We start from the raw sequence: 22,721 nt of genomic DNA, 5'->3' as shown, positions 1-22,721 counted from the left end.
CGTGGTGCTCCCCGCTGTCGGCCACGCGATGGTCACCGCCGACGGGACCCTCTCGCTCGTCCTGACCCGTGAGCTCAGCGCGCTGCGGTGGTGACGGACTGCCGCTGCTGGAACCACAGTCGCCGTGGAACATCGCGCCGGTGCGATTGCCAGGCCCCCTATGGTGAATCGCATGACGCTTTCGATTGTGGCTCACAGTCGGGCAGAGAAGTCGTGGGGTGTGGCCGTCGCGAGCAGGTATCTCGCGGTGGGCGCCATGGTGCCCGCGGCGGAGTTCGGTGTCGGGGCGCTGGCGACCCAGGCCCGGACCAACATGGCCTACCGCGAGGACGGGCTCTCGCTGTTGCGCGCGGGACTCGGCGCCACGGAGGTCGTCGAGGCGCTCGTCGGCGACGACGACCGATCGGGCGAACGGCAGGTCGGCGTGGTCGACCGGGACGGCATGGCCGCGGCCTGGACCGGCGCGCAGTGCGGGGCCTTCGCGGGCGCCAGGCTGGGCGAGGGGTACGCGGTCCTGGGCAACCTGTTGGCGGGCGAGGAAGTTCTCGAGGCGATGGAGTCCGCCTGGCTCAGCGCTGACTCCGCCACTCCGCTGGCCGACCAGTTGCTGGCCGCGCTCGCCGCCGGAGACGAAGCGGGCGGCGACCGGCGCGGCCGGCAGAGCGCGGCCGTGTTCGTCGTGGGACTGAACGGAATCGGCCACGGGACTCACGTCGAGGTGGACCTCCGCGTGGACGACGCGCCGGCACCGATCAGCGAGCTGATCCGGCTCCGCCAGCTCCACAGACAGCTCCACGACATGTCATGAGCACCGGTCCCCGGAACTACCGGTCGCGTCAGCTCCGGCTCAGGTGGCATCTGGCAGGCCCGCTGTTCCGCCTGCTCGCCCAGGCGGGCGTCGTGGCGGTGGCCGCCGTCGTCGGGTTCGCCTTCCTCAGCATCGGCAACGTGATCAACGAGACGGCGGCGTCGGTGCTGGTGGCGGTCGTCTTCGGCGTCGCGACCGTCCTGCAGTTGCGGCAGGCCCAGCGCCGGCAGTACACGGTCGGGTTGCTCATGAACCTGCAGAGCACGCTGACGTTGTCGGCCGCGGACCTGTGGATGGCCCAGCGGATCGCGGCCCACCGCGAGATCGACGACGAGGTCCCGGCCGAGGACATGCAGCACGTGATCGCCCTGCTGGACTACTACGAGTTCCTCTCCGCGCTGGCTTTTCGCGGTTTCGTCGAGATCCCCCTTCTCATCGATCTTCGCGGCGGAGCCATGACCCGGTGCTACGACCTTTGCCGCTCCTACATCACCAAGTGCCGGGCCGAGATCGGTTCTGAGCTCTACGTCGGCCTTGAGACTTTCGTCGACGAGTACGCCCGCCACGTGAAGCACCGGATCCTGACACCCGTTGCCGCACCGCCGGACATGCTCGACGGTGCGGCCCCGACCACCGCCGGCTGAGTGCGCCGGTTCCGTTGGGGTGTCAGCGGTTCAGGTGGCCGGCGATGGTGCTGGCGATCTCCGCCATGGGGACGGGATGGGTCATGTCGCCGTGGGTGGTGGCGACGGGGTGGAGGTGCAGAGTGCCGGTGATGTGGGGGGCCCACGCCTCTGGGTGCGGTGAGGAGTCGGTTCGGCCCTCGGTGGCCTGGAAGAACAGGGCGTCGCCGCGGTAGGCGGTCGTGGGGGTGTGCGTGTCGGAGAGATGGCGGTTGTGGGCGAAGACGGCGGGCAGGGCGGCCACGGCGCGGGCGCCCAGGACGGGGACGAGGTCGTCGAGAGAGGTGCGGCCCAGGGAGGCCAGGAGGTCGGCGGTGGGGTCGGAGGGCATCGCAGGAGAGGAGTCCGCGGGGGTGCCGGGGTAGCCGTCGAGGAGGGCCAGGAAGGCCACCTCCGCGTTCTCGGCCTGCAGGCGGGTGGCGATGGCGTGGGCGACCTGGGCGCCGAAGGACCAGCCCAGGAGGTGGTAAGGACCCTCGGGCTGGACGGCGCGGATCTCGGCCACGTAGTCCTTGACCATCTCGTCCAGGGTGCCGGTCCACGGTTCGGTGAGAGCGCGGGACTGCAGGGCGTGGACGGGGCGGTCGTCGAGGTGGCGGAGCAGTCCTGAGTAGACCCAGCCGATGCCCGCGGCGGGGTGGACGCAGAACAGGGGTGCCCTGGAACCGTTGGAGCGCAACGGGAGCAGGACGTTGAGGGGATCGGTGTCGGTCTCGTCGAGGCGGGTGGCCAGTCCCGCGGGGGTGGGGGCGTCGAAGACGGCGCGGATGGTGGCGCGCACGCCGAGGGCGCGGTGGACGCGGTCGACCAGGCGGGTGGCGAGCAGGGAGTGGCCGCCCAGGTCGAAGAAGTCGTCGTCGACACCGACGGAGTCCAGGCCGAGGACGTCGGCGAACACGGCGCAGAGGACGCGTTCGCGGTGGTCGCGCGGCGGGCGGGTGGGAGCGCGGGTGAAGTCGGGGGCGGGCAGGGCCTTGCGGTCGAGCTTGCCCGACGGGCTCAGCGGCAGTTCCGCCAGCGCGACGACGGCCGCGGGGACCATGGCCTCGGGTAGCGACCGCGCCGCGAACTCGCGCACCGCAGCCGGGTCGAAGACGGACCCCGCGGGCACGGTGTAGACCACCAGGCGTTTGTCGCCGGGGCGGTCTTCGCGGACCACCGCGGCCGCCTGGGCCACCAACGGGTGAGCGGAGACGGCGGCGGCGACCTCGCCCAGCTCGATCCGCACGCCGCGGATCTTGACCTGGTCGTCGGTGCGACCCAGGTACTCCAGCACCCCGCCGTCGTGCCAGCGGACCAGGTCACCCGTGCGGTACATCCGCTCGCCTGGGCGGTGGGGGTTGGGGACGAAGCGCTGGCCGGTGGTGGCGGGGCGGTTGAGGTAGCCGGTGGCGAGCTGGGTGCCGGAGAGGTAGAGCTCGCCGGTCGCGCCGGCGGGCACCGGGGACAGCGCGGGGTCGAGGACGTAGACCTGGGTGTTCCACACCGGACGTCCAATGGGGACGGACGGGGTCGGGTCGTGCTGGAACCGTTGCCAGGTCACGTCGACGGACGCCTCGGTGGGGCCGTAGAGGTTGTCGAGGTGAGCGGTGAAGCCCGCCGCGAAGCGCTCGGCCAGCGGGGTGGGCAGGGCCTCACCGCTGCAGACGACCTGGCGCAGGCTGCGGCAACGGCCGGGGGCGACGGAGGCGGTGAAGACCTCCAGCATCGACGGGACGAAGTGGGCGACGGTGACGCCGGCGCTCTCGATCAGGCCGGCCAGGTAGTCGGGATCCTTGTGGCCCTCGGGTTTCGCCACGACCAGGACCGCGCCCGTGATCAACGGCCAGAAGAACTCCCACACCGACACGTCGAAGCTCGACGGGGTCTTCTGCAGGACGCGGTCCGACGGCGTGAGGTGGTAGCGGTCCTGCATCCACAGCAGGCGGTTCACGATGCCGGAGTGGGGGACGACCACGCCCTTGGGCTTGCCGGTGGAGCCGGAGGTGTAGATGACGTACGCCGCGTCGTCCGGCGTCGCCGTCGGCAGCGGGATCTCCTCGGTGGCAATAGGAAGAGCGGCCAGCGACTCCGGCGTGAGCATGAGCACCGGTGCGGCGTCGGCGACCATGTGCGCCACCCGGTCGGCCGGGTAGCCGGGGTCGACGGGCAGGTAGGCCGCGCCCGTCTTGTGCACGGCGTACAGCGCGATGATCAGGTCCAGCGAACGCGGCAGCGCCACGCCGACCGTGCGGCCACGGGTTGCCCCCGCGCGGTGCAGGGCGTGGGCCAGCGCGGTGGCGCGCTCGTCCAGTTCGGCGTAGGTCAGGCCGGTGCCGTCGAACTCGACCGCGGGGGCGTGCGGGGTGCGGGCGACCTGGGCGGTGAACAGGGCGGGCAGGGTCGTGGCGGGCACGTCGGCGGCGGTGTCGTTCCAGTCCTGAAGGATCAGCGTGCGCTCGGCCGGGTCGAGGACGTCGATCTCGCGGGTGCGCAGGCCGGGGTCGGCGGCGACCGCGGCCAGCACGCGGAGGAATCGGTCGGCCAGGCTCCGCGCGGTGCCGGCGTCGAACAGGTCGGCCGCGTAGGCCAGGGAGCCGTCCAGCCCGCCGCCGGGCGCCTCGGCGAAGCCCAGCCCCAGGTCGAACTTGACGCTCTGGGCGCCGATCTCGTGCTCGGCGACTGAGAGGCCCGGCAGGGACAGGTCGGCCTGGTCGGTGTTCTGCAGCACCAGTGAGACCTGGAACAGCGGGTGCCTGGCCAGGGACCGGGCCGGGTTCAACTCCCGCACGAGCCGCTCGAACGGAACGTCCTGGTGCTCGAACGCGCGCAGGTCGGTCTCCCGGACCCTGGCGAGCAGGTCGGTGAAGGCGGGGTCGCCCGCGGTGTCGACGCGCAGCACGAGGGTGTTGACGAAGAACCCGACGACGTCGTCGAGCGCGCGGTCCGCGCGGCCGGCTACCGGGGTGCCGATCGGGATGTCGGTGCCCGCGCCGACGCGGGTGAGCAGGGTGGCGAGCGCGGCCTGCAGGACCATGAACAGCGTCACCCGGTGCTTCCCGGCCAGCTCCAGCAGCCGGGCGTGCAGGGCGGCGTCGATCTGGACGGGCACCGTGCCGCCCCGGTGGGAGGCGACTGCGGGGCGGGGGCGGTCGGTGGGCAGCGCCAGTTCGTCGGGCAGGCCCGAGAGCGCGCCGCGCCAGTGCTCGACCTGGCCTGCCAGCAGGGAGTCGAGCAGGTCGCGCTGCCAGAGGGTGTAGTCGGCGTACTGCACCGGCAACGGCGTCCAGCCGGGCTCGGCGCCCGCCAGCCGCGCGGTGTAGGCGGTGCGCAGGTCGCGGACCAGCGGGCCCAGGGACGCGCCGTCGACGGCGATGTGGTGCAGCAGCAGGAGAAGCACGTGCTCGTCGGGGCCGGTGACGAACAGCGTGGTGCGCACGGGCGCTTCGACCGCGAGGTCGAACTCCTGGCGTGCCGCATCGGTGAGCGCGGCGTCGAGGTTGGTGTGGCCGACGACGTCCAGCGCGGGCCGCCACTCGTCGAGCACGACCTGGCAGGGGGTGCCGTCGACCTCGGGGAAGACCGTGCGCAGCGCCTCGTGCCTGCCGACGACGTCGTGCAGGGCGGCCTTGAGCGCGCCGCGGTCCAGCGCACCGGTCAGGCGCAGCGCGTACGGGACGGCGTAGCCCGCGCCCTGGTTCTCCAGGCGGTTGAGGAACCACAGCCGGGACTGGGCGGGCGACAGGGGCAGCACCCGCGGCCGGGGGCCCGCGACCAGGGCGGGGCGGACGGGCCTGCCCGCGGCGCGGTCGACGGCGGCGGCGACGCCCTCGACGGTGGGGTCGGCGAACACGTCGGCCAGCGCGATCTCCGCGTCGAAGGTGGTGCGGACGCGGGCGATGAGCTTGGCCGCCAGCAGCGAGTGGCCGCCGAGGTCGAAGAAGCCGTCGCGGACGCCGACGCCGTCGACGCCGAGCAGGTCGGCGTACATCCCGCAGAGGATCTCCTCGCGGGCCGTGCGCGGCCGTGTGTGGTCGGTGGCGGCCTCGGCCGACGGGGCGGGCAGGGCGCGGCGGTCGAGCTTGCCGTTGGGGGTCAGCGGGAGGGCGTCGAGCACGACGAACGCGCCGGGCACGAGATAGTCGGGCAGCGCGGCGGCGGCGTGCGCGCGGACTCCGGCGGTGTCGAGCGCGCCGTCCGCGGGCACCAGGTAGGCGACCAGACGCTTGTCGCCGGGGCGGTCCTCGCGGACGACGACGGCGGCCTGGGCGACGGCGGGGTGGCGGGTGAGCACCGCGCCGACCTCGCCCGGCTCCACCCGGAAGCCGCGGATCTTGACCTGGTCGTCGGTGCGGCCGACGTACTCCAGCACGCCGTCGGCGCGCCAGCGGCCCAGGTCGCCGGTGCGGTACATGCGTTCGCCGGGACCGTCGAACGGGCTGGTGAGGAACCGGCCCGCGGTCAGGCCGGACTGGCCGAGGTACCCCTCCGCGAGGCCGAGACCGGACAGGTAGACCTCGCCGATGACGCCAGGCGGTACCGGCTGGAGGGCGGCGTCGAGCACGTGGGTGCGCTTGTTGGCGAGGGAGCGGCCGATCGGGACCGACCGGCCGAGTGCGTCGGCCGGCGTCAGCGCGTGGCTGGTGCCGATGATCATGTTCTCCACCGGGCCGTAGCCGTTGACCAGGCGCACGTGCGGGTGGCGGCGCAGCAGTTCGCCGACGTGGCGGGTGGAGGCGGCCTCACCGCCGGTCATCACCTGGCGCAGCCCGGCGAAGACCTCCGGGTGCTCGTCGACCAGGTAGTTGAACAGGCTGGCAGACAGGTAGGCGGTGGTGACGCCGTGCCGGGGGATGAGCCGGGCGACGACGGCGGGTTCGGGTCGCGATCCGGGGTGCAGCACGCAGGCGGCCCCCGACAGCAGCGGTCCGAACAGCTCCAGCACGAAGGCGTCCCACGACGCCGGCGAGCACTGCAGCCACACCTGTTCCGCGTTGAAGTCCAAAAAGGACTGCGCCAGCAGGCTGGCCACGATCGAACGGTGCGAGCCCAGGATTCCCTTGGGGCGCCCGGTGGAGCCCGAGGTGAACATGACACACGCCGCGTCGGTGGGCGCGCCGGGGATGTCGACCGGCGCGGCGGAGAGTCCGGCGGCTTCAGCCATCCGTTCAGGGGTGAGCGTGGTGCCGACGCCGGCGTCGGCACCGATCTCGCGGACGCGCGCGGCGGGCAGCGCGGGGTCGAGAACGGTGTAGGCGGCGCCCGCCTTGAACACGCCGAGCACGGCGGCGACGAGGTTGACGCCGCGTTCCAGCGCGATGCCGACGACGTCCCCGCGCCGCACGCCACTGTCGCGCAGGTGGCGGGCGACGCGGTTGGACCGCTCGTCCAGCTCGCGGTAGCTGATCTGCGCGTCGTCGGTGATCAGTGCGACGGCGTCGGGGCGGGCGGCGGCGTGGGCGGAGAACAGGGCGTGCACGGTCTCGTCCGGGAAGGCCGCGCCGGTGTCGTTCCACTCGTGCAGGACCAGTGCGCTGTCGGCGGGGTCGAGCACGGGCAGGCGGTCGACGGCCCTGCCGGGGTCGGCGGCGACGGCGGTCAGGACGAGGGTGAGGGCGGTGAGCAGACGCCGCGCGGTGGCCGGGTCGAACAGGTCGGTGCTGAACTCCAGCGTGCAGTCCAGGCCTCCGGCGTGGGGCTTCTCGTCGACGGTCAGGGTGAGGTCGAACTTGGCGTTGCCCTGCGTGCCGTCGGCCAGCCGGACGTCGAGTCCGGCCAGCCGAGGTCCGGCCTCCTCGCCGCCGGTCAGCGACAGCGCCACCTGGAACAGCGGGTGACGGGCGAGCACGCGCGGCGGGTTGAGCTCCTTGACCAGCCGGTCGAAGGGCACGTCGGCGGCGGCGTACGCGGCCAGGTCGGTGTCGCGGACGCGGCTGAGCAGGTCGGTGAACGCGGGCCCGCCGGCGGTGTCCACGCGCAGCACCAGGGAGTTGACGAAGAACCCGACCAGGTCGTCGAGGACCTCGTCGGCGCGGCCGGCCACCGGGGTGCCGATGACGATGTCGGTGCCCGCGCCCATGCGGGTCAGCGCGGCGGAGAGTGCGGCGTGCACGACCATGAACAGCGTCGCCTGGTTGGCGCGGGCCAGGGCTGCCAGGGCGGCGTGGGTGACGGCGCCGACCTGGGCGGTGACGGCTTCCTTGGCGTGGGTCGGGTCGACTGGGCGGGACCGGTCGTAGGGCAAGGCCATCTCCTCGGGCAGGCCGTCCAGCGCGGTCTTCCAGAAGTCCACGCGGCCGTCGAGGTCCAGTTCCTGTTGCCAGAGGGTGTAGTCGGCGTACTGCACCGGCAGCGGTGTCCAACCGGGTGCGCAGCCGGCCAGCCTGGCCTCGTAGGCGGTGCCCAGGTCGCGCAGCAGCGGACCGGTCGACACGCCGTCGCCCGCGATGTGGTGCAGGGCGAGCACGAGCACCGACTCGGTGTCGCACGTGGACAGCAGGGTGGCGCGCAGCGGGAGGTCGGCGGCGAGGTCGAACGGTGCGCCGGCGGCCTCGTCGACGAGCCGGTCGAGGTCGGCCGCGGCGCAACGGCGTGCGGTGAGCACGTCGCCGAACTCGGCGAGGACGTGCTGGCGCGGCTGCCCGTCGACGGCGGGGAACACCGTGCGCAGGCTCTCGTGACGGGTGACGACGTCGCGCAGGGCGGTGGCGAGGGCGGGCACGTCGACGCGTCCGGTCAGGCGCAGGGTCAACGGGATCGTGTAGGCGCGGTCCTGGCCGCGCACGCCGGCGAGGAACCACAGGCCCTGCTGGGCGGGTGACAACGGCACCGCCTCCGGGCGTGGGCGGGCCACCAGCGGCGGGTGGGCCGTGCCGGAGGCCTTGTCGAGGGCGGCGGCGACCCCGGCGACGGTGGGCGCGCGGAAGAACGTGCGCAGGCCCAGCTCGAAGCCCAGCGCCGCGCGGACACGACTGATCAGCCGCGTCGCGAGCAGGGAGTGCCCGCCCAGGGCGAAGAACCCGTCGTGGACGCCGACCGACTCCAGGCCGAGCACGTCCGCGAACAGTCCACAGAGGACGCGCTCGCGTTCGTCGCGCGGCTCCCGGCGGACCGGGGTCTCCTCGGCCGGCGCCGGCTTCTCCACGTGCGCCGAGGCGGCCGGCGCGGCGGGCAGGCCGAGGCGGGACAGCGGGACGTCCGGAGTGGACAGTGCGAGGTCGAGCAGACGCACCAGGGTGTCGCCGAGGTGCGCCACGAAGGCGCGGTCGAGCCGGTCGGCCGCGTACTCGAGCTGGCAGTCCATGCCGCCGTCGGTGCGGCGGGCGAACACCACGCTCAGGTCGAGCTTGGCCGCGGCGAGGTCGAGCGGTTCCACGGTGACGCCGAGCCCGTCGAGCCGCGGCGGGGCCGAGTCCTCCTGCAGGACCAGCATGACCTGGTAGACCGGGTGCGCGGGGGAGCAGCGGTCCACGCCGAGCCGCTCGACGACCCGTTCGAACGGCACGTCCTGGTGGGCGTAGGCGTCGAACGCGGTCTCCTTGGCCCGGCGCAGCAGCTCGGCGAAGCCGGGGTCGCCGGCGAGGTCGGTGCGCAGCGCCAGGGTGTTGCCGAAGAAGCCCACCAGGTCGTCCAGCGCGGGGTCCTGCCTGCCCGAGACCGGGGTGCCCAGCACGACGTCCTGCCCTGCGCCGTTCAGGCCCAGCAGGGCGCTGACCGCCGCCTGCAGGCCGACGAACGGGGTGCAGCCTGCCGCGCGCGCCGCGTCGGCCAGCCTCGCGCAGAGCGGCGCGGGCAGCTCCACCTCGACGATCCCGGCGCCCGTGCCCTGTCCGTTGGCGGGCAACGAGATCCGCTCCGGAAGGCCGGCCAGCCTGCCTTCCCAGTACGCCAGCTGCTCGGCGAGCAGACTGTCCGGGTCGTCCTCGGCGCCGAGCACCTCGCGCTGCCACAGGGCGAAGTCGCCGTACTGGACCTCCAGCGGCGCCCAGTTCGGGGCGACGCCCGTCGCACGGGCGGTGTAGGCGGTGTCGAGGTCGCGCAGCAGCGGGCCGAACGAACCGCCGTCAGCGGCGATGTGGTGCAGCAGCACCAACAGCACGTGCTCGTCGGGCGAGACGCGGAACAGCGTGGTGCGCAACGGGATCTCGGTGGAGAGGTCGAACGGCCGCGACGCCGCCGCGACGAGCGCTGCGGGCAACTCGGCGTCGACGACCTCGAAGGGCGGTCGCGCGTCCTCTATCACGCGATGCCCCGGCGTCCCGTCCACGATCGGGATGACCGTGCGCAGCACCTCGTGCCTGTCCGCCACGTCGGCGACGGCGGCGCGCAGGGCGGTGACGTCCAGTGGTCCGCGCAGCCGCAGGGCGACCGGGACGTTGTAGGCGGCCCCGGGACCGTCGAGCTGGTCGAGGAACCACAGCCGTTGCTGGCCGAACGACAGTGCGGACATGGTGGGCTTTCCTTTCTAGACCGACGGGATCCGCAGCGCGCGGGCGGCCGTGATGGGCCCGCCGAACGCGACCAGCGCGGTGACCGCCCAGGCGAGCTCGGGCGAGGTGAGGCCGGCGAGGGCGCCGGAGAGGGCGTAGGCGAAGGGGGCGCAGCCGATGCCCGCCAGCGCGAGCATCGCCATGGCGGTGCCGAGCCGGTCGGCGGGGGCGGCCTTCTGGTAGAGCGTGACGGCTGCGGGCCCGTTGAGCCCGGAGCAGACGCCGAGAGCCGCCGACAGGACGGCCATCAGAGCCAGGGTGGGAGCGAACACCATCGCCACCAGCAGCACGCCGATGCCGACGCCGCTGCCCACGAGCCGAATCGACAGCGGTACCCGTTCGCCGACGACGGCACTGATCCCCGCTCCTGCCAGCGCACCTCCCGCCCAGCAGGCGATCACCAGGCCCACGGCGGAGACCTGCCAGCCGCGTTCGATCACGAGCACCGGCAGGCCGGGGTTCATCGGCCAGGCGAAGGCGAAGTCGAGGCACAGCGCGGAGAGGAACAGCAGACGCAGCTTGCGGTCGGAGCGGAGCAGCTTCAGCCCGTCGCCGGTGCGCTTCCACATCGGCACCCCGCTCGGCGCCGCGGTGGGTGCGGAGATCTCCTTGGTGACCGGCGCCAGGCACAGCAGCGCGACCACACAGCCCACCGTCACCACGCCCAGGGCGATCGGGAGCTGTCCCTCCGCGACGAGCCACGCACCGAACGGGGACCCGATGATCGGAGCGAACCGGGCCACCATGGTGCGGATGGAGTTCGCCCTGCCGAGCTGGTCGCCCTCCACCATGCGGGGCATGAGCGTGCCGAACGACGGCGTGCCCAGGCCCAGCAGCGCGCCTTCCAACGCCGCCACGACGACGAGCAGCCACACCGACGGCGAGTTGAGCGCGATCACGGTGGCCACGGCGAGCACCGCGATCCGCACGGACGTGGTGCGCAGCAACACGACCCGCGGTCCCAGTGCGTCGCACAGCACCCCGCCGAAGATCATCGCCAGGGCGCGGGGCACCGACTCGGCCAGGGTGACCAGGGTGACGGCGGTGGTCCCGCCCATCTGGGCGGCCGCCCACACCGCGGCGATGAAGAACACCTGGTCGCCGATCAGCGACACGCCCTGGCCGCCGAGCACGACGCCGACGCGCGGCCAGCCGGGCCTTCGGGGTGGGGACGGGCGTGCGTCGCTGACTGTCGTCTGGGACATGGGAAGGGACCTCTCTCAGCGCGCGTGCAGGGTGACGGGCAGGTGGTCGAAGCCGAAGTTGATGATCGACTGGTTGTGCACCGGTTCCCCGGTCACCTCGATCTCGGCGACTTGGTCCAGCAGCGCCCGGTAGACCGCGCCGAGCTCGGCCTTGGCCAGCGGCGCGCCGATGCAGTAGTGCGGGCCGACGCCCAGCGCCAGGTGCCGGTTGGGCGAGCGGTCCAGGCGCAACTCGTGCGGGGCGTCGAACGCGGCCGCGTCGTGGTCGGCGGCCCACGTCCACACCGCGACCTTGTCGCCGGCCTTGATGTCGACCCCGCCCAGAACCGCGTCGCGCGTGGCGGTGCGCAGCACGTGCAGGCCGACGGAGGTGTAGCGCAGCAGCTCGTCCGTGGCGGAGTCGACGTCGACGGCGCCTTCACTCAGCCGCTGGAACTCCGCGGGGTTGTCCAGCAGCGCCATGATGCTCATCGCCGCGGTGTGCCGGACGGTCTGCACGCCGCCGACGATGATGTTGTCCAGGTTGAGGACGACGTCCTCGATCGGCAGCAGCCTGCCCTTGACCTTGTGCGTGGCGAGGACGCTGATCAGGTCGCCGGCCGGTGCCATCCGGCGGCGCATCGCCTGGTCGAACAGGTACGGCAGCAGCCGCTGGTGGGCAGCCCTGCGGTCCTGCGGGGTGGTGCCCAGGAACGCCGCGTCGCACACCGACACGACCATGTCGCGGTCGGACTCGGGGATGTCGAGGACGTCGCACATGACCACCAGCGGGACGGTGGCCATGACCTCGACCAGGTCGACCTGTCCCTTGGCCACCGCATCGGCGACCACCTGCGCGGCGAGGTCGTCGATGCGCTCGGCGCTGCCGCGCACGCCCTTGGGGGAGAAGAACGGCAGCAGCGGGGCCCGCAGGTCGCGGTGGTGCTTGCCGTCGGTCAGCGCCATCATCTTCCCGGCTCCGGCGGGTGCGCCACCGGTGCCGAGCAGGGACCCGCCGGTGGAGCCGTAGGTGGCGGCGTCGGTGAGCACCGCGGAGGAGTGCTCGTAGGACAGCACCGACCACACCGGACCGTCCTGGGCGGTGTGGGTGAGCTGCACCGGGGCGAGGGCGCGCAGGTCGTCGACGAGGGCGCCGATGCCGGGGTCTGCCCAGAGGCGGGCGTCGGTCAGGTCAACGGTCGTGGTGGTCACTGCGCGCTCCCAGGCAGAGGGTTCGGAGGAGGTCGGCCGGCCCGGGGTCGCCGGGTGCGACGAGCAGGTGCCCGCCGGGCAGCACCGCCGAGGTGAACGGGCCTGCCGTGGTGTTCGCCCACGTCCCGGGCGGACTGGCACCGTGGTCGGCGGCGCCCGCCAGAGCGTGGACGGCGAACCGGGCCGGTGGGCCCGGCCGGTGCCGGTAGGTCGCGCCGACGGCGATGTCGGCGCGCAGCACGGCCAGCACCATGGCGCGGACCGCGTCGTCGTCGGGCACGGGCAGCCCGCACTCGGCGAGCAACCGCTCGGCTCCGGCGGCGGGGTCGGCCACGACGTCCCGGACGGTGCGTTCCCAGTCGGCCGGGGCGGGAGCCGAGGCGGCCACGACCGCCGCGGGACCCTTGCGCCCCAACGCCACCGCCACCTCGTAGGCGAGCAGGGCGCCGAAGCTCTGGCCGTAGAACACCGCGTCCTGGCCGATCCGGGGGCCGACGCCCGCGGCGACCGCGGACGTCAGCTCGGCGAACGTCCCCGGCAGCGGGTGGGTGAAGCGCCCGCCCCGGCCGGGCAGGCGGACGGCGAGCACCTCGACGTCCGGTCCGACCGCGGCGGCGAGCTCCGCGAAGGTGCCGACGTCGCCGCCCGCGTGCGGGAAGCACACCAGGCGCCGGGCCCGCGGCCCTTGCGGACAGGGCAGGTAGGACCAGTCGTCCAGCACGACCGGGCGGGCGACGGCGGTGGTCATCGCGTGCCGCGCCTGCCGGTCAGGCGCGGCATCGGCCGGGCGGGCGCGCCCGCCTCGGCACGGACCCGCACGGCGGCGGTGAAGTCGGCCAGCGTGCTCGCCGACATCAGGTCCCGCAGCGTGACGGCCACGCCCAGGCGGTCGCGCAGGAGGTGCACGGTGCGCACCGCTTGCTGCGAGTAGCCGCCCAGCGCGAAGAACCCGTCGGTCGGCGCGACCCGCTCGACGCCGAGCACGTCCGCCCACACAGCGGCGACCACGTCCTCGATGTCGGTGGTGGCGGTCATGTCAGACCCCCAGCGCGGTGCGCAGGCTCAGCGGGCGGATGTCGGTCCACACCTCGTCGATGTAGTCGAGGCATTCCTGCTGCGCGCCGCTCTTGCCGACCGTGTGCCAGCCCGCCGGCACGTCCAGCTCGGTCGGCCAGATCGAGTACTGCTCCTCGTGGTTGATCACCACGGCGAAGTCGGTGAACGCGTCCATGGGTTTTCCTTTCCTTGACGGGAAAATCTGGGGCTAGCGGGTGAGCTCCGGGGCCCGCAGGTCCGCGGTGGCGTCGCCGGCGAGCACGTGCAGCGCCTCGACGTAGGCGTCGGTGTAGGCGTCGGCGACGTCGTCGGGGACGACCGAGGGCAGGTGGTCGACGGCGAGGAGAACCCGTGCCGACGAGGGGTCCTGCACCAGGGCGGCGCCGAGGGCGAAGCTGGTCGGCTCGTAGCGCATGGTCGGCTCGCAGCCGATGCGGTCGTCGAGCAGGCGGGTCGGGGAGTCGGCCAGCCTGCCCAGCGAGTGGAAGCGCAGGAAGGCGAAGCAGGCCTCCAGCCGGGTGTCGGCGAGGTGGCGGGCGATGCGGGCGAACGGCATGCGGCGGTGGGGGAGCATCGCCGCCTCGGCCTCGTGCATCGCCGTGATCAGGCGGGTGGCGTCCGCGCCGGTCTCGGCGAAGTCGACCACCAGGGGGACGGTGTTGAGGAACAGGCCGTACGCCTCGGTGCCGCCGTCGGTCTCCAGCCTGCCGTTGACCGACAGTCCGGTGGTGAAGCGCGGCAGGCCGGTGACCCGGTGCAGCGCGGCGACGTGCGCGGCGAGGCCGACGGTCTTCACCGTGACGCCGTGCCGGCGGGCGGTCTCGCGCAGCATCGCGTCGGCGCCGGGGACGACGCGTTCGATCGTGCGCGGGATCTCCGGCTCGTCCAGCTCCGGTGGCCCGCTGGACCAGATCGCGCCGCTCGTTCCGTCCAGTGTGGACTTCCAGTACCGCTCGCTGTCCCGCGAGGCCAGCGCTTCCCGTTCGACGGCGACGAACTCGCGGAAGGTCGACCTGGGTTCGGGCAGCGGCTTGTGGCCGGGGTCGGCGGAGAGAGCGCTGTGGCGTTCGAGGACCTCGGCGAGCAACGAGGTGAAGCTCCAGCCGTCGAGGATGGCGTGGTGCTCGGCGACGGTGAGCTGGAAGGCGTCATCGGCCAGGTGCTGGGCGGTGACCCGGAACAGCGGGGCGGTGCGCAGGTCGAACCGGGCGGCGACGTTGTCGTCGAACACCTCGGCGACCGCGGCGTCCTGCTCGTCGGGGCTCAGCCCGCGCAGGTCCTCCACGTGCACCGGAATCGGTGCCTCGGCGTGCACCAGCTGCAACGGCTCGCTGTAGCGCGAGACTTCGAGGGTGGTCCGCAGCACGGGATGCCGGGTCATGGCGTCGCCGACTGCTTGCCGCAGCGCGGTTTCGTCGAGCGTGCCGGCGACCCGGTAGCTGTTGACGTTGTGGTAGCCGCCCGCGTCGTCGGACAGTTCCATGTGGAAGATCATCGACATCTGCATGGCCACCATCGGGTAGGCGTCCACGACGTCGGCGGGCAGCGCGTTGCGGTCCACTTCGGACACCAGGTCGAACGGCGCTGACCGCTTCTCCCGGCCGCTGCAGGCCTTCAGCAGCGGGCCGAGCTCGGCCGGCGTCGGCGCGCCGAACAGGTCCGGCAGCGACAGGGTCCAGCCGCGTTCGCGCAGCTTCCCCGCGAGGTGCACGGCGCGGATGGAGTCGCCGCCCAGGTGGAAGAAGTTGTCCCGGGCACCCACCCCGTCGACACCGAGCACCTCGGCGTAGACCTCGGCGAGCGCGTGCTCCTGCGGCGTGGCGGGGTCCACGTGCGCGTCGGTGTCGCGCACGGACCCGAGGTCGGGGGCGGGCAGCGCGGCCCGGTCGACCTTGCCGTTGACGGTCAGCGGGATCACCGCGAGCACGGTCGCCGTCGCCGGGATCATGTGCTCCGGCAACGTTCCCGCGAGGAACGCGCGCAGCTCGGCGTACGACGGCGGCGTGCCGTCGACGGTGACGTAGGCGGCAAGCCTGTCGTCGTGCACCGTGACCACGCACGAGGTGACCGAGGGGTGGGCGGCGACGGCGTTCTCGACCTCGCCGAGCTCGATGCGGAACCCGCGGACCTTGACCTGGTCGTCGCAGCGGCCCACGTACTCCAGGCCGCCGCCCGGCAGCCGCCGCGCCACGTCCCCGGTGCGGTAGAGCCGGCCACCGGGCACGACGCCGTACGGGTCGGGCAGGAACCGCCGTGCGGTGAGCCCCGGCCGTCCCCAGTACCCGTTGGCCAGCGACCCGCCACCGATGTACAGCTCGCCGGCGACGCCGACCGGGCACGGCTGCAGGCGCTCGTCGAGCACCAGCGCCGACAGGTGCGGCATGGGCTCGCCGACCAGGCTGCGGCTGAACGCGGCCGCGTCGGGCAGGTCGAGGGTGGTGACGTGCACCGTGGTCTCGGTGATGCCGTAGAGGTTGCACAGCACCGCGGGCGGGCAGTGCTCCAGTGCGAACCAACGGCGGACCACGGCCGGGTCGAGCGCCTCGCCGCCGAGCATGACCGAACGCAACGCGGGCAACGGAAGCGGCCACGTGCGCAGCACGCCCTCGAGCGTCCGCAGCGCCGACGGGGTCAGGCACAACCGGGTGACACCTTCGGAGGCCAGCAGATCAGCGAACGCCTCGGGCGAGCGGCTGACGACGCGGGGCACCACGACCAGCCGTCCGCCGTGGTGCAGCGGCCCCCACAGCTCCCAGACCGTCCAGTCGAAGGCATAGGAGTGGAACAGGGTCCACACGTCGGTCTCGGCGAACGCGAAGTGGTCCGCGCCCGACCGCATCAACCTGCCGACGTGCTCGTGCGAGACCGCGACGCCCTTGGGCCTGCCGGTCGAGCCGGACGTGAAGATCACGTAGGCCAGGTCGGCCGGCTCGACGGACACCTCCGGCCGGTGCGACGGCGCCTGCGCCAGCCGCGGCCCGGCCAGGTAGTCGTCGGTGACGACCACGTCGACGCCGGTGTCGGCGAAGACGAACTCGGCGCGGTCGCGGGGAGTTGCCAGGTCGACGGGCACGTAGGCCGCGCCCGCCTTGAGCACGCCCAGGATCGCCGTGACGACCCGCTCGCCGCGCTCCAGCAGCACCCCGACCCGGTCACCCCGGCGCACGCCGTCGGCGGCCAGCGTGTGGGCGACGCGGTTGGCGGCCGCGTCCAGCTCCGCGTACGTCCACGACCGCTCCCCGCAGGTCAGCGCGAGGCGGTCGGGGTGGGCGTCGGCAGCGGCCTCGAACGCGCGGTGCAGCGGAAGAGGAGTGGCCGACGACGGCAAGGCGGCGCGCGGAGGTGCGAGCGCGGCGGCCGTCTCGGCGGCGTCGAGTGGGCTCAGCCGCCACAGCGGGTCCTCCGGCGCGTCCAGCGCCGCGGCGAGCAGGGAGCGCCAGTGGCCGGCCATGCGCAGCACGGTCTTCCGGTCGAACAGGTCGGTGGCGTACTCCACCTCGCCGCGCAGTTCGCCGTCGTCGAAGGTCGACCAGGTCAGGTCGAACTTGCTGGTGCCGTTGTGGTGCATGCGCCGAGTCGCGGTGGCCGCGCCGAAGCGCAGTGGGGCCGGGTCCTCGGCGTGCGCGCCGAAGACGACCTGCACCAGCGGCGCGTGCCGGGCCGAACGTTCCAGCGCCAGCGCGTCGACGACCTCGTCGAAGGGCACGTCGAGGTAGGCGTAGGCGTCGAAGGCCGCGTCGCGGACCTGCTCGACCAGGTCCGCGAAGGTGGCGGCGGGGTCGACGGTCACGCGCAGGGCGACGATGTTGACGAAGTAGCCGACGACGTTCGCCAGTTCGGGGCGGTCGCGGGTGGTGACGGGGGTGCCGACCACCAGGTCCCTGGCGCCGGTGTAGCGGTGCAGCAGCGCGGCGAACGCGGCCACCTGCACCACGAACGGCGTCGCGCCGAGGTCGGCGGCCAGGTCGCGGACGCGGCCGGCGGTGCCCACCGGCAGGCCGAACGCCTCGGTGCCACCCGCGAACGTCCGGCTGGACGGGCGGGACCGGTCCGAGGGAAGCGTCAGCTCGGCGGGCGCACCGGCGAGCCGCTCGGCCCAGTAGGACAGCGAGTCCTCTGTGGACACCGCGATGTCGTGAACGGGGGCCAGAGGGGTGAGGTCGGGCTCCCGGTCCGCGGCGAGGGAGGTGTACGCCGCGGCCAGCTCGCGTTCGAACACCCCGGCTGACCAGCCGTCCCACACGATGTGGTGCACGACGAGGACGAGCGTGTCCGGCACCCCCGGTCCGGTGGCCAGGGTGGCCCGCAGCAGTGGCCCCTCCGCCAGGTCGAACCCGGTGCGGGTCTCGGAGTCCAGCAAGGCGTTCAGGGCGGCCTGCCCGTCGACGGCGACCGAGGCGAACGGCAGTCGGACTCCACTGTGGACCGTCCTGACCGGACCATCCGGGCCGAGGTCGAACGTGGTGCGCAGGGCCTCGTGCCGTCCGACCAGCAACCGCAGCGCGCGATGCAGGACATCGGCGTCGACCGTGCCGTCGAACTCGAAGACCCACGGCACGAGGTAGGCGGGAGACCCCGGGTTCCAGCGGTCCATGAACCACAGGCCGCGCTGCAGGCCGGAGACCGGCGTCGTGGTGCTCACTGTGCTGCTCCAGTCGTGTCGAGCGTGCGGGCGAGTGCGCTCACGGTCCGTGCGGCGAACACCTGCCGTGGCAGGACGCGGGACCCGGTCGCGCTGGACAGGTGCATGGCGACCCGCACGGCGGCCAGGGAGTTGCCGCCGACGCGGAAGAAGTTGTCGTGCGGCCCGACCTCGGCGAGCCCGAGCACCTCGGCCCACACCCGCGCCACCAGCCGTTCGGCGTCGGTCGCGGCCGGTCCGCCTGAAGGAGGGGCCACGGTCTCGGTGGGGACGGGCAGCGCGGCCCGGTCGAGCTTCCCGTTGGGGGTCAACGGGAGCGCGTCGAGAACGGTCACGCTGGACGGCAGCATGTAGTCGGGCAGCAGGCCCGCCAGGAAGTCGTGCACGCCGGCGAGATCCGGGACGACGTCGCCGCGGGCGGTGACGTAGGCGGCGAGGCGGGGCTGTCCGGGCACCGGTTCGTGGGCCACGACCGCGCAGTCACCGACCGCGGACCACCCCGCGAGCACGGTGGCCACCTCGCCGGGCTCCACCCGGAACCCGCGGATCTTGACCTGGTCGTCGGCGCGGCCGGTGATGGCGAGCGTGCCGTCCTGGTTCCAGCCGCCGATGTCGCCGGTGCGGTACATCCGGGACCCCGGCGGACCGAACGGGTCGGGCAGGAAGCGTCCGGCGGTGATCCCCGGCTGGGCGACGTAGCCCAGCGCGAGGCCCGCGCCGGTCACCCAGATCTCGCCCTGCTCGCTGCCGCCGACCGGCTGGAGCTTCTCGTCGAGGACGTGCACTCCCTTGTGCACCACGGCCCGGCCGATGGGCACCGCCGCGCTGGGATCGATCGAAGCCACGTCGTGGGTGGTGGTGAAGCCCATGCTCTCCACCGGCCCGTAGCCGTTCACGACCCGCACGTGCGGATACCGCTCGGCGAGGCGGGCGATGTGGGCGGCCGAGGCGCGCTCACCGCCGGTGAACGCCACCCGCAGGCCGGCGAAGACCTCCGGGAGCTCGTCGACCAGGAAGTTGAACAGGCTCGACGACAGCTGCAGCTGGGTGACCCCGTGCCGGGCGACCAGCTCGGCCATGGTCTGCGGGTCGGGCCGCTGGCCGGGGTGCAGCACGCACGTCCCACCGAACATCAGGGCCCCGTAGAGCTCCAGCCCGAACGCGTCCCACGACACCGGCGAGCACTGGAGCCAGACCTCGTCGGAGGCGAAACCGGCGTAGTCCTGGCCGCTGTAGGTGGCCGCGAGCGCCCGGTGCGTGGCGGCGACGCCCTTGGGACGGCCGGTGGAGCCGGAGGTGTACATGACGCAGGCGACGGCATCGGCGTCGACCGGCACCGCGAACTCGCCGGTGTCGTCCGAAGCTCCTGCCACCGTGTCGGCGGTGACGACCAGCCGCACACCCGCGTCGGTGATCACCTGCTCCTGGCGGGCGGCGGGCAGGTCGGGGTCGAGCAGCGTGTAGGCCGCACCCGCCTTGAGCACGGCGAGCAGCGCCACGACCAGGGCGGTGTCGCGGGGGATGCGGACGGCCACCACGTCGCCGGGGACGACCCCGAGCGCGGCGAGGTGCCGGGCGACGCGGTTGGCGGCGGCGTCGAGTTCCGCGTAGGTCAGCGACTCCGCGCCGGAGACGAGAGCGGTCGAGTCAGGGGTCCGCCCGGCCTGCTCGGCGATGCGGAAGTGCACGGGGGTGTGGATGTCGACGGGCTCGGCCGGGGCGGGCAGTTCCGCGTCGAGGTCGGCGACCAGTTCCTCGACCACCGTCCGCCACTGGGCGCCCAGCGCCTCGGCGGTGGCGGGGTCGAACAGGTCGGCGGCGTACTCGACGCGGCCGTGGAAGCCGACGCCGTCGTCCTCGACCGACCAGGACAGGTCGAACCGGGAGAACTCGTTGGAGTGCAACCGCTTCTCGACGGCGACCGCGCCGTACGGGGCCGTCGCGGCGTCGGCGGTGTGCATCTCGAAGACCAGCTGGAACAGGACGGTGCCCGCGCCGCTGCGCTCGCCGGACGTCGCGGCGACGATCTCCTCGAACGGCACGCCCTGGTGGCGGAAGCCGTCCAGCGCCACCGAACGCACGTGGTCGAGGAGGTCGCGGCCGGTCAGCTCCTCGCCGTCGGGCCGGAAGCGCAGCGGGACGAGGTTGATGAAGTAGCCGACGAGCGCGTCGAGTTCGGCGCGGTCGCGGACGCTGACCGGGGTGCCGATCACCACGTCGGCGACCCCGCGGCGACGGTGCGCCTCGACGAGGGCGGCCAGCAGCAAGAGGTACGGGGTGGCGCCGGCGGCACGGGCCAGGGCACGCACTCCCTCGGCGAGCTCCGGTTCGAACGCGAAGGGCAGGACTCCGCCACGTCCGGTGGCGGCGGTGCCGTCGTGGTCAGGACTGATGGCGGGGGCCGACGGCGCACCACGCAGGTGCTCGACCCAGTAGTCCACATCGGACTCAAGCGAGTCCTCGGTGGACCAACGTGCGTAGTCGCTGTACTGGACGGTCAAATCGGCCAGGCGAGGCGCACGGCCCTCGACGGTGGCGAGGTAGCACTCGCGGAGCTCACGGTCGAGCACCCGCAGCGAACCCTCGTCCCAGACGATGTGGTGCAGCACGAGCACGAGAGTCGCCTCGCCGGGGCCGGTGTGGACCAGGCGGGCCCGCAGCAGCGGCCCTTCGGCGAGATCGAACGGGAGCTGCGCGACGTCGGCGACCTGGTGCTCGAGCTCCGCGTGGGACTCGGTGAACGGGACCTCCACGCGGTCGTGGACGACCAGCACGGGTGCCATGTCCGCGTCCGTGCCGACGGTCGAGCGCAGCGCGTCGTGCCGGTCGGCCACCGACTGCAGGGCCTGGCGCAGCGCGGCGGTGTCGAGCGGACCGGAGAAGTGGAACAGCCAGGGCACGTTGTAGACCGAGCCTCCGGGCTCCCAGCACTCCCGCAGCCACAGGCCGCGCTGGAACCGGGACAACGGCGCGGGGGAGCCGGGCAGAGCGACCGGGCCGGGCCGGGCGGGCGTCGAGCCGGCGCGCAGCGCGGCGGCGAACTCGGCGAGTGTGGGGGCCTCGAAGACCAGGTAGGGCGAGACCGGGCCGAACGCCTCGAACACGCGGCTCGCGACCCGGACGGCGGTCAGGGAGTCGCCGCCGAGGTGGAAGAAGTTGTCGTGCAGACCGATCCGGCGAACCCCCAGGACGTCGGCCCAGATCCCGGCGAGCAACTGCTCTGTGTGGTCGCGAGGAGCGTCGTCATCGGGGACGGCTTCGGAAGTGGCGGGAACGGGCAGCGCAGCACGGTCGACCTTGCCGCCGTCGGTGAGAGGCAACCGGTCGAGCACGGTGACCGAGGCGGGGACCATGTGCGCGGGCAGCCGACGGGTGAGGAAGTCGCGCACCTCGGCGGTGTCCGCCGTGCCGGTGATGTAGGCGGCCAGGCCGGTGCCGTGCGGGACGACCGCGCAGGTCTCCACGGCCGGGTGCGCGGCGAGGGTGTGCTGCACCTCGCCCAGCTCCACCCGGTAGCCGCGGACCTTGACCTGGTCGTCACCGCGGCCGACGAAGTCGAGCACGCCGTCAGGGCCACGGCGGACGGTGTCACCCGTCCGATACATGCGCGACCCCGCGGGGCCGGACGGGTCGGGCAGGAAGCGCGCGGCCGTCAGCGCCGCACCACCGAGGTAGCCCACTGCCAGCTCGGGACCGCCGAGGTACAGCTCGCCCTCGTCGCTCGGGCGCAGACCGTCGAGGACGTGCGCGCGCCGCCCACCGACCGGCGTGCCGATCGGCACCGAACCGGTCTCCCCGGCCGTCTCGTGCACGGTCGCGGTGATGACGGTCTCGGTGGGGCCGTAGGCGTTGAGCAGCCGCACGCCGGTGCGCCGGGTCCACTCGGCCGCTGCGGCCGGGGACAGCCGGTCGCTGCCGGAGACCATGAGACGCAACGACGGCGGCACCCGGTCCAGAGCGGCGGCGAAGTCGTGGAAGTAGCCGGCGGGGAGGTTGGCCACGGTGACCTGCTCGTCCTCGATGAGGCGCAACAGCTCGTCGACCGACAGCAACCGCCGTTCGGGCAGCACCAGGCAGGCACCCGAGGTGAGCGCGGTCAGCATCTGCTCGACGGCGACGTCGACGGACGGGCCCGCGAGCTGCAGCACCACGTCCTGGCCGGTGATCCCGAAGCGTTCCGCGACGGCAGGGACGTGCGCGGCCAGCGCGGTGTGGTCGACGGCGACGCCCTTGGGACGGCCGGTCGTACCGGAGGTGTAGATCAGGTACGCCAGGCCGGCGGTCGCGCCGCGGGCGGCGATGCCGGTCTCGCGGACCACGCCCTCCTCGACGAGCAGGGCCGCGCCCGCGTCGTCGAGCATGTCCTGGGTGCGCCCGGCGGGGGCTTCGGGGTCCAGCGGCAGGTACACCCCGCCCGCCCGCCACACGGCGAGCATCGCGGTCACGTAGTCCGCCCGCGCACTGCTGCGCACCGCGACGACGCCGCCGGGCCGCAGCCCCGCGCCGGTGAGTGCCGCGGCCAGCGCGCCCGCCAGCCGGTCGAGCTCGGCGTAGCCGGTCGACCTTCCCCCGGTCCGCACCGCGGTGCGATCCGGTGTGGCGGTCGCGATGCGGCCGACCTCCTCGTGCAGCGACATGTCACCCTCCGGATCGGTGTGCGCGGTGGAC

At 73.4% G+C, this 22,721-nt stretch carries 10 protein-coding genes; 2 read left to right on the top strand and 8 right to left on the bottom strand.

Going from position 1 to position 22,721, the window contains the following annotated elements; translation table 11 throughout:
• Positions 1 to 172: 172 nt before the first annotated feature.
• Positions 173 to 808 (top strand): DUF1028 domain-containing protein, encoded by a 636-nt coding sequence (locus SK854_RS05295; RefSeq protein WP_319973842.1) that lies wholly within the window; start codon positions 173 to 175, stop codon positions 806 to 808.
• Positions 805 to 1,452 carry a DUF4760 domain-containing protein gene (locus tag SK854_RS05290; protein WP_319973841.1) on the top strand — a complete coding sequence of 216 codons (648 nt, stop codon included), beginning with the start codon at positions 805 to 807 and terminating at the stop codon, positions 1,450 to 1,452. The genes SK854_RS05295 and SK854_RS05290 overlap by 4 nt, the downstream gene beginning before the upstream one ends.
• Before the next feature lie 22 nt (positions 1,453 to 1,474).
• On the opposite strand, the gene SK854_RS05285 is transcribed toward SK854_RS05290, so the two are convergent.
• The 8 genes from SK854_RS05285 to SK854_RS05250 are packed head-to-tail and all read right to left on the bottom strand — an operon-like array spanning position 1,475 to position 22,690.
• Positions 1,475 to 9,919, bottom strand: coding sequence for a non-ribosomal peptide synthetase (locus SK854_RS05285; protein WP_319973840.1), 8,445 nt, complete (start codon positions 9,917 to 9,919; stop codon positions 1,475 to 1,477).
• Between the two features lie 15 nt (positions 9,920 to 9,934).
• Positions 9,935 to 11,164 (bottom strand): MFS transporter, encoded by a 1,230-nt coding sequence (locus SK854_RS05280; protein ID WP_319973839.1) that lies wholly within the window; start codon positions 11,162 to 11,164, stop codon positions 9,935 to 9,937.
• 15 nt (positions 11,165 to 11,179) lie between these two features.
• The gene (locus SK854_RS05275) at positions 11,180 to 12,355 is read right to left on the bottom strand and encodes a cytochrome P450 (RefSeq protein WP_319973838.1); all 1,176 of its coding nucleotides are present in this window, start codon (positions 12,353 to 12,355) and stop codon (positions 11,180 to 11,182) included.
• A complete protein-coding gene (locus tag SK854_RS05270) occupies positions 12,336 to 13,103 on the bottom strand; it encodes a thioesterase II family protein (protein ID WP_319973837.1) in 768 nt (255 codons plus the stop codon). Before SK854_RS05270 ends, SK854_RS05275 begins: the two co-directional genes overlap by 20 nt.
• Positions 13,100 to 13,390, bottom strand: a complete 291-nt coding sequence (locus tag SK854_RS05265) for a phosphopantetheine-binding protein (protein WP_319973836.1) — start codon at positions 13,388 to 13,390, stop codon at positions 13,100 to 13,102. Before SK854_RS05265 ends, SK854_RS05270 begins: the two co-directional genes overlap by 4 nt.
• 1 nt (position 13,391) lies before the next feature.
• Positions 13,392 to 13,586, bottom strand: a complete 195-nt coding sequence (locus SK854_RS05260; protein ID WP_319973835.1) for an MbtH family protein — start codon at positions 13,584 to 13,586, stop codon at positions 13,392 to 13,394.
• 33 nt (positions 13,587 to 13,619) lie between these two features.
• Positions 13,620 to 18,053: an amino acid adenylation domain-containing protein gene (locus SK854_RS05255; protein ID WP_319973834.1), complete on the bottom strand. Its 4,434-nt coding sequence runs from the start codon at positions 18,051 to 18,053 to the stop codon at positions 13,620 to 13,622.
• Positions 18,050 to 22,690 carry a non-ribosomal peptide synthetase gene (locus tag SK854_RS05250; protein ID WP_319973833.1) on the bottom strand — a complete coding sequence of 1,547 codons (4,641 nt, stop codon included), beginning with the start codon at positions 22,688 to 22,690 and terminating at the stop codon, positions 18,050 to 18,052. The genes SK854_RS05255 and SK854_RS05250 overlap by 4 nt, the downstream gene beginning before the upstream one ends.
• Positions 22,691 to 22,721: the final 31 nt, after the last annotated feature.

It is taken from the genome of Lentzea sokolovensis, assembly GCF_033949975.1.
Lineage (GTDB): Bacteria > Actinomycetota > Actinomycetes > Mycobacteriales > Pseudonocardiaceae > Lentzea > Lentzea sokolovensis.
The sequence above is the reverse complement of the archived record's forward strand: the minus strand, read 5'-3'. Positions and strand labels throughout refer to the sequence as shown.

Bases quoted from the DNA above. Each gene is read 5' to 3' on its own strand.
- SK854_RS05270 (WP_319973837.1), bottom strand. From the start codon at position 13,103: ATGACCACCGCCGTCGCCCGCCCGGTCGTGCTGGACGACTGGTCCTAC.
- SK854_RS05280 (WP_319973839.1), bottom strand. From the start codon at position 11,164: ATGTCCCAGACGACAGTCAGCGACGCACGCCCGTCCCCACCCCGAAGG.
- SK854_RS05285 (WP_319973840.1), bottom strand. From the start codon at position 9,919: ATGTCCGCACTGTCGTTCGGCCAGCAACGGCTGTGGTTCCTCGACCAG.
- SK854_RS05260 (WP_319973835.1), bottom strand. From the start codon at position 13,586: ATGGACGCGTTCACCGACTTCGCCGTGGTGATCAACCACGAGGAGCAG.
- SK854_RS05250 (WP_319973833.1), bottom strand. From the start codon at position 22,690: ATGTCGCTGCACGAGGAGGTCGGCCGCATCGCGACCGCCACACCGGAT.
- SK854_RS05295 (WP_319973842.1), top strand. From the start codon at position 173: ATGACGCTTTCGATTGTGGCTCACAGTCGGGCAGAGAAGTCGTGGGGT.
- SK854_RS05265 (WP_319973836.1), bottom strand. From the start codon at position 13,390: ATGACCGCCACCACCGACATCGAGGACGTGGTCGCCGCTGTGTGGGCG.
- SK854_RS05290 (WP_319973841.1), top strand. From the start codon at position 805: ATGAGCACCGGTCCCCGGAACTACCGGTCGCGTCAGCTCCGGCTCAGG.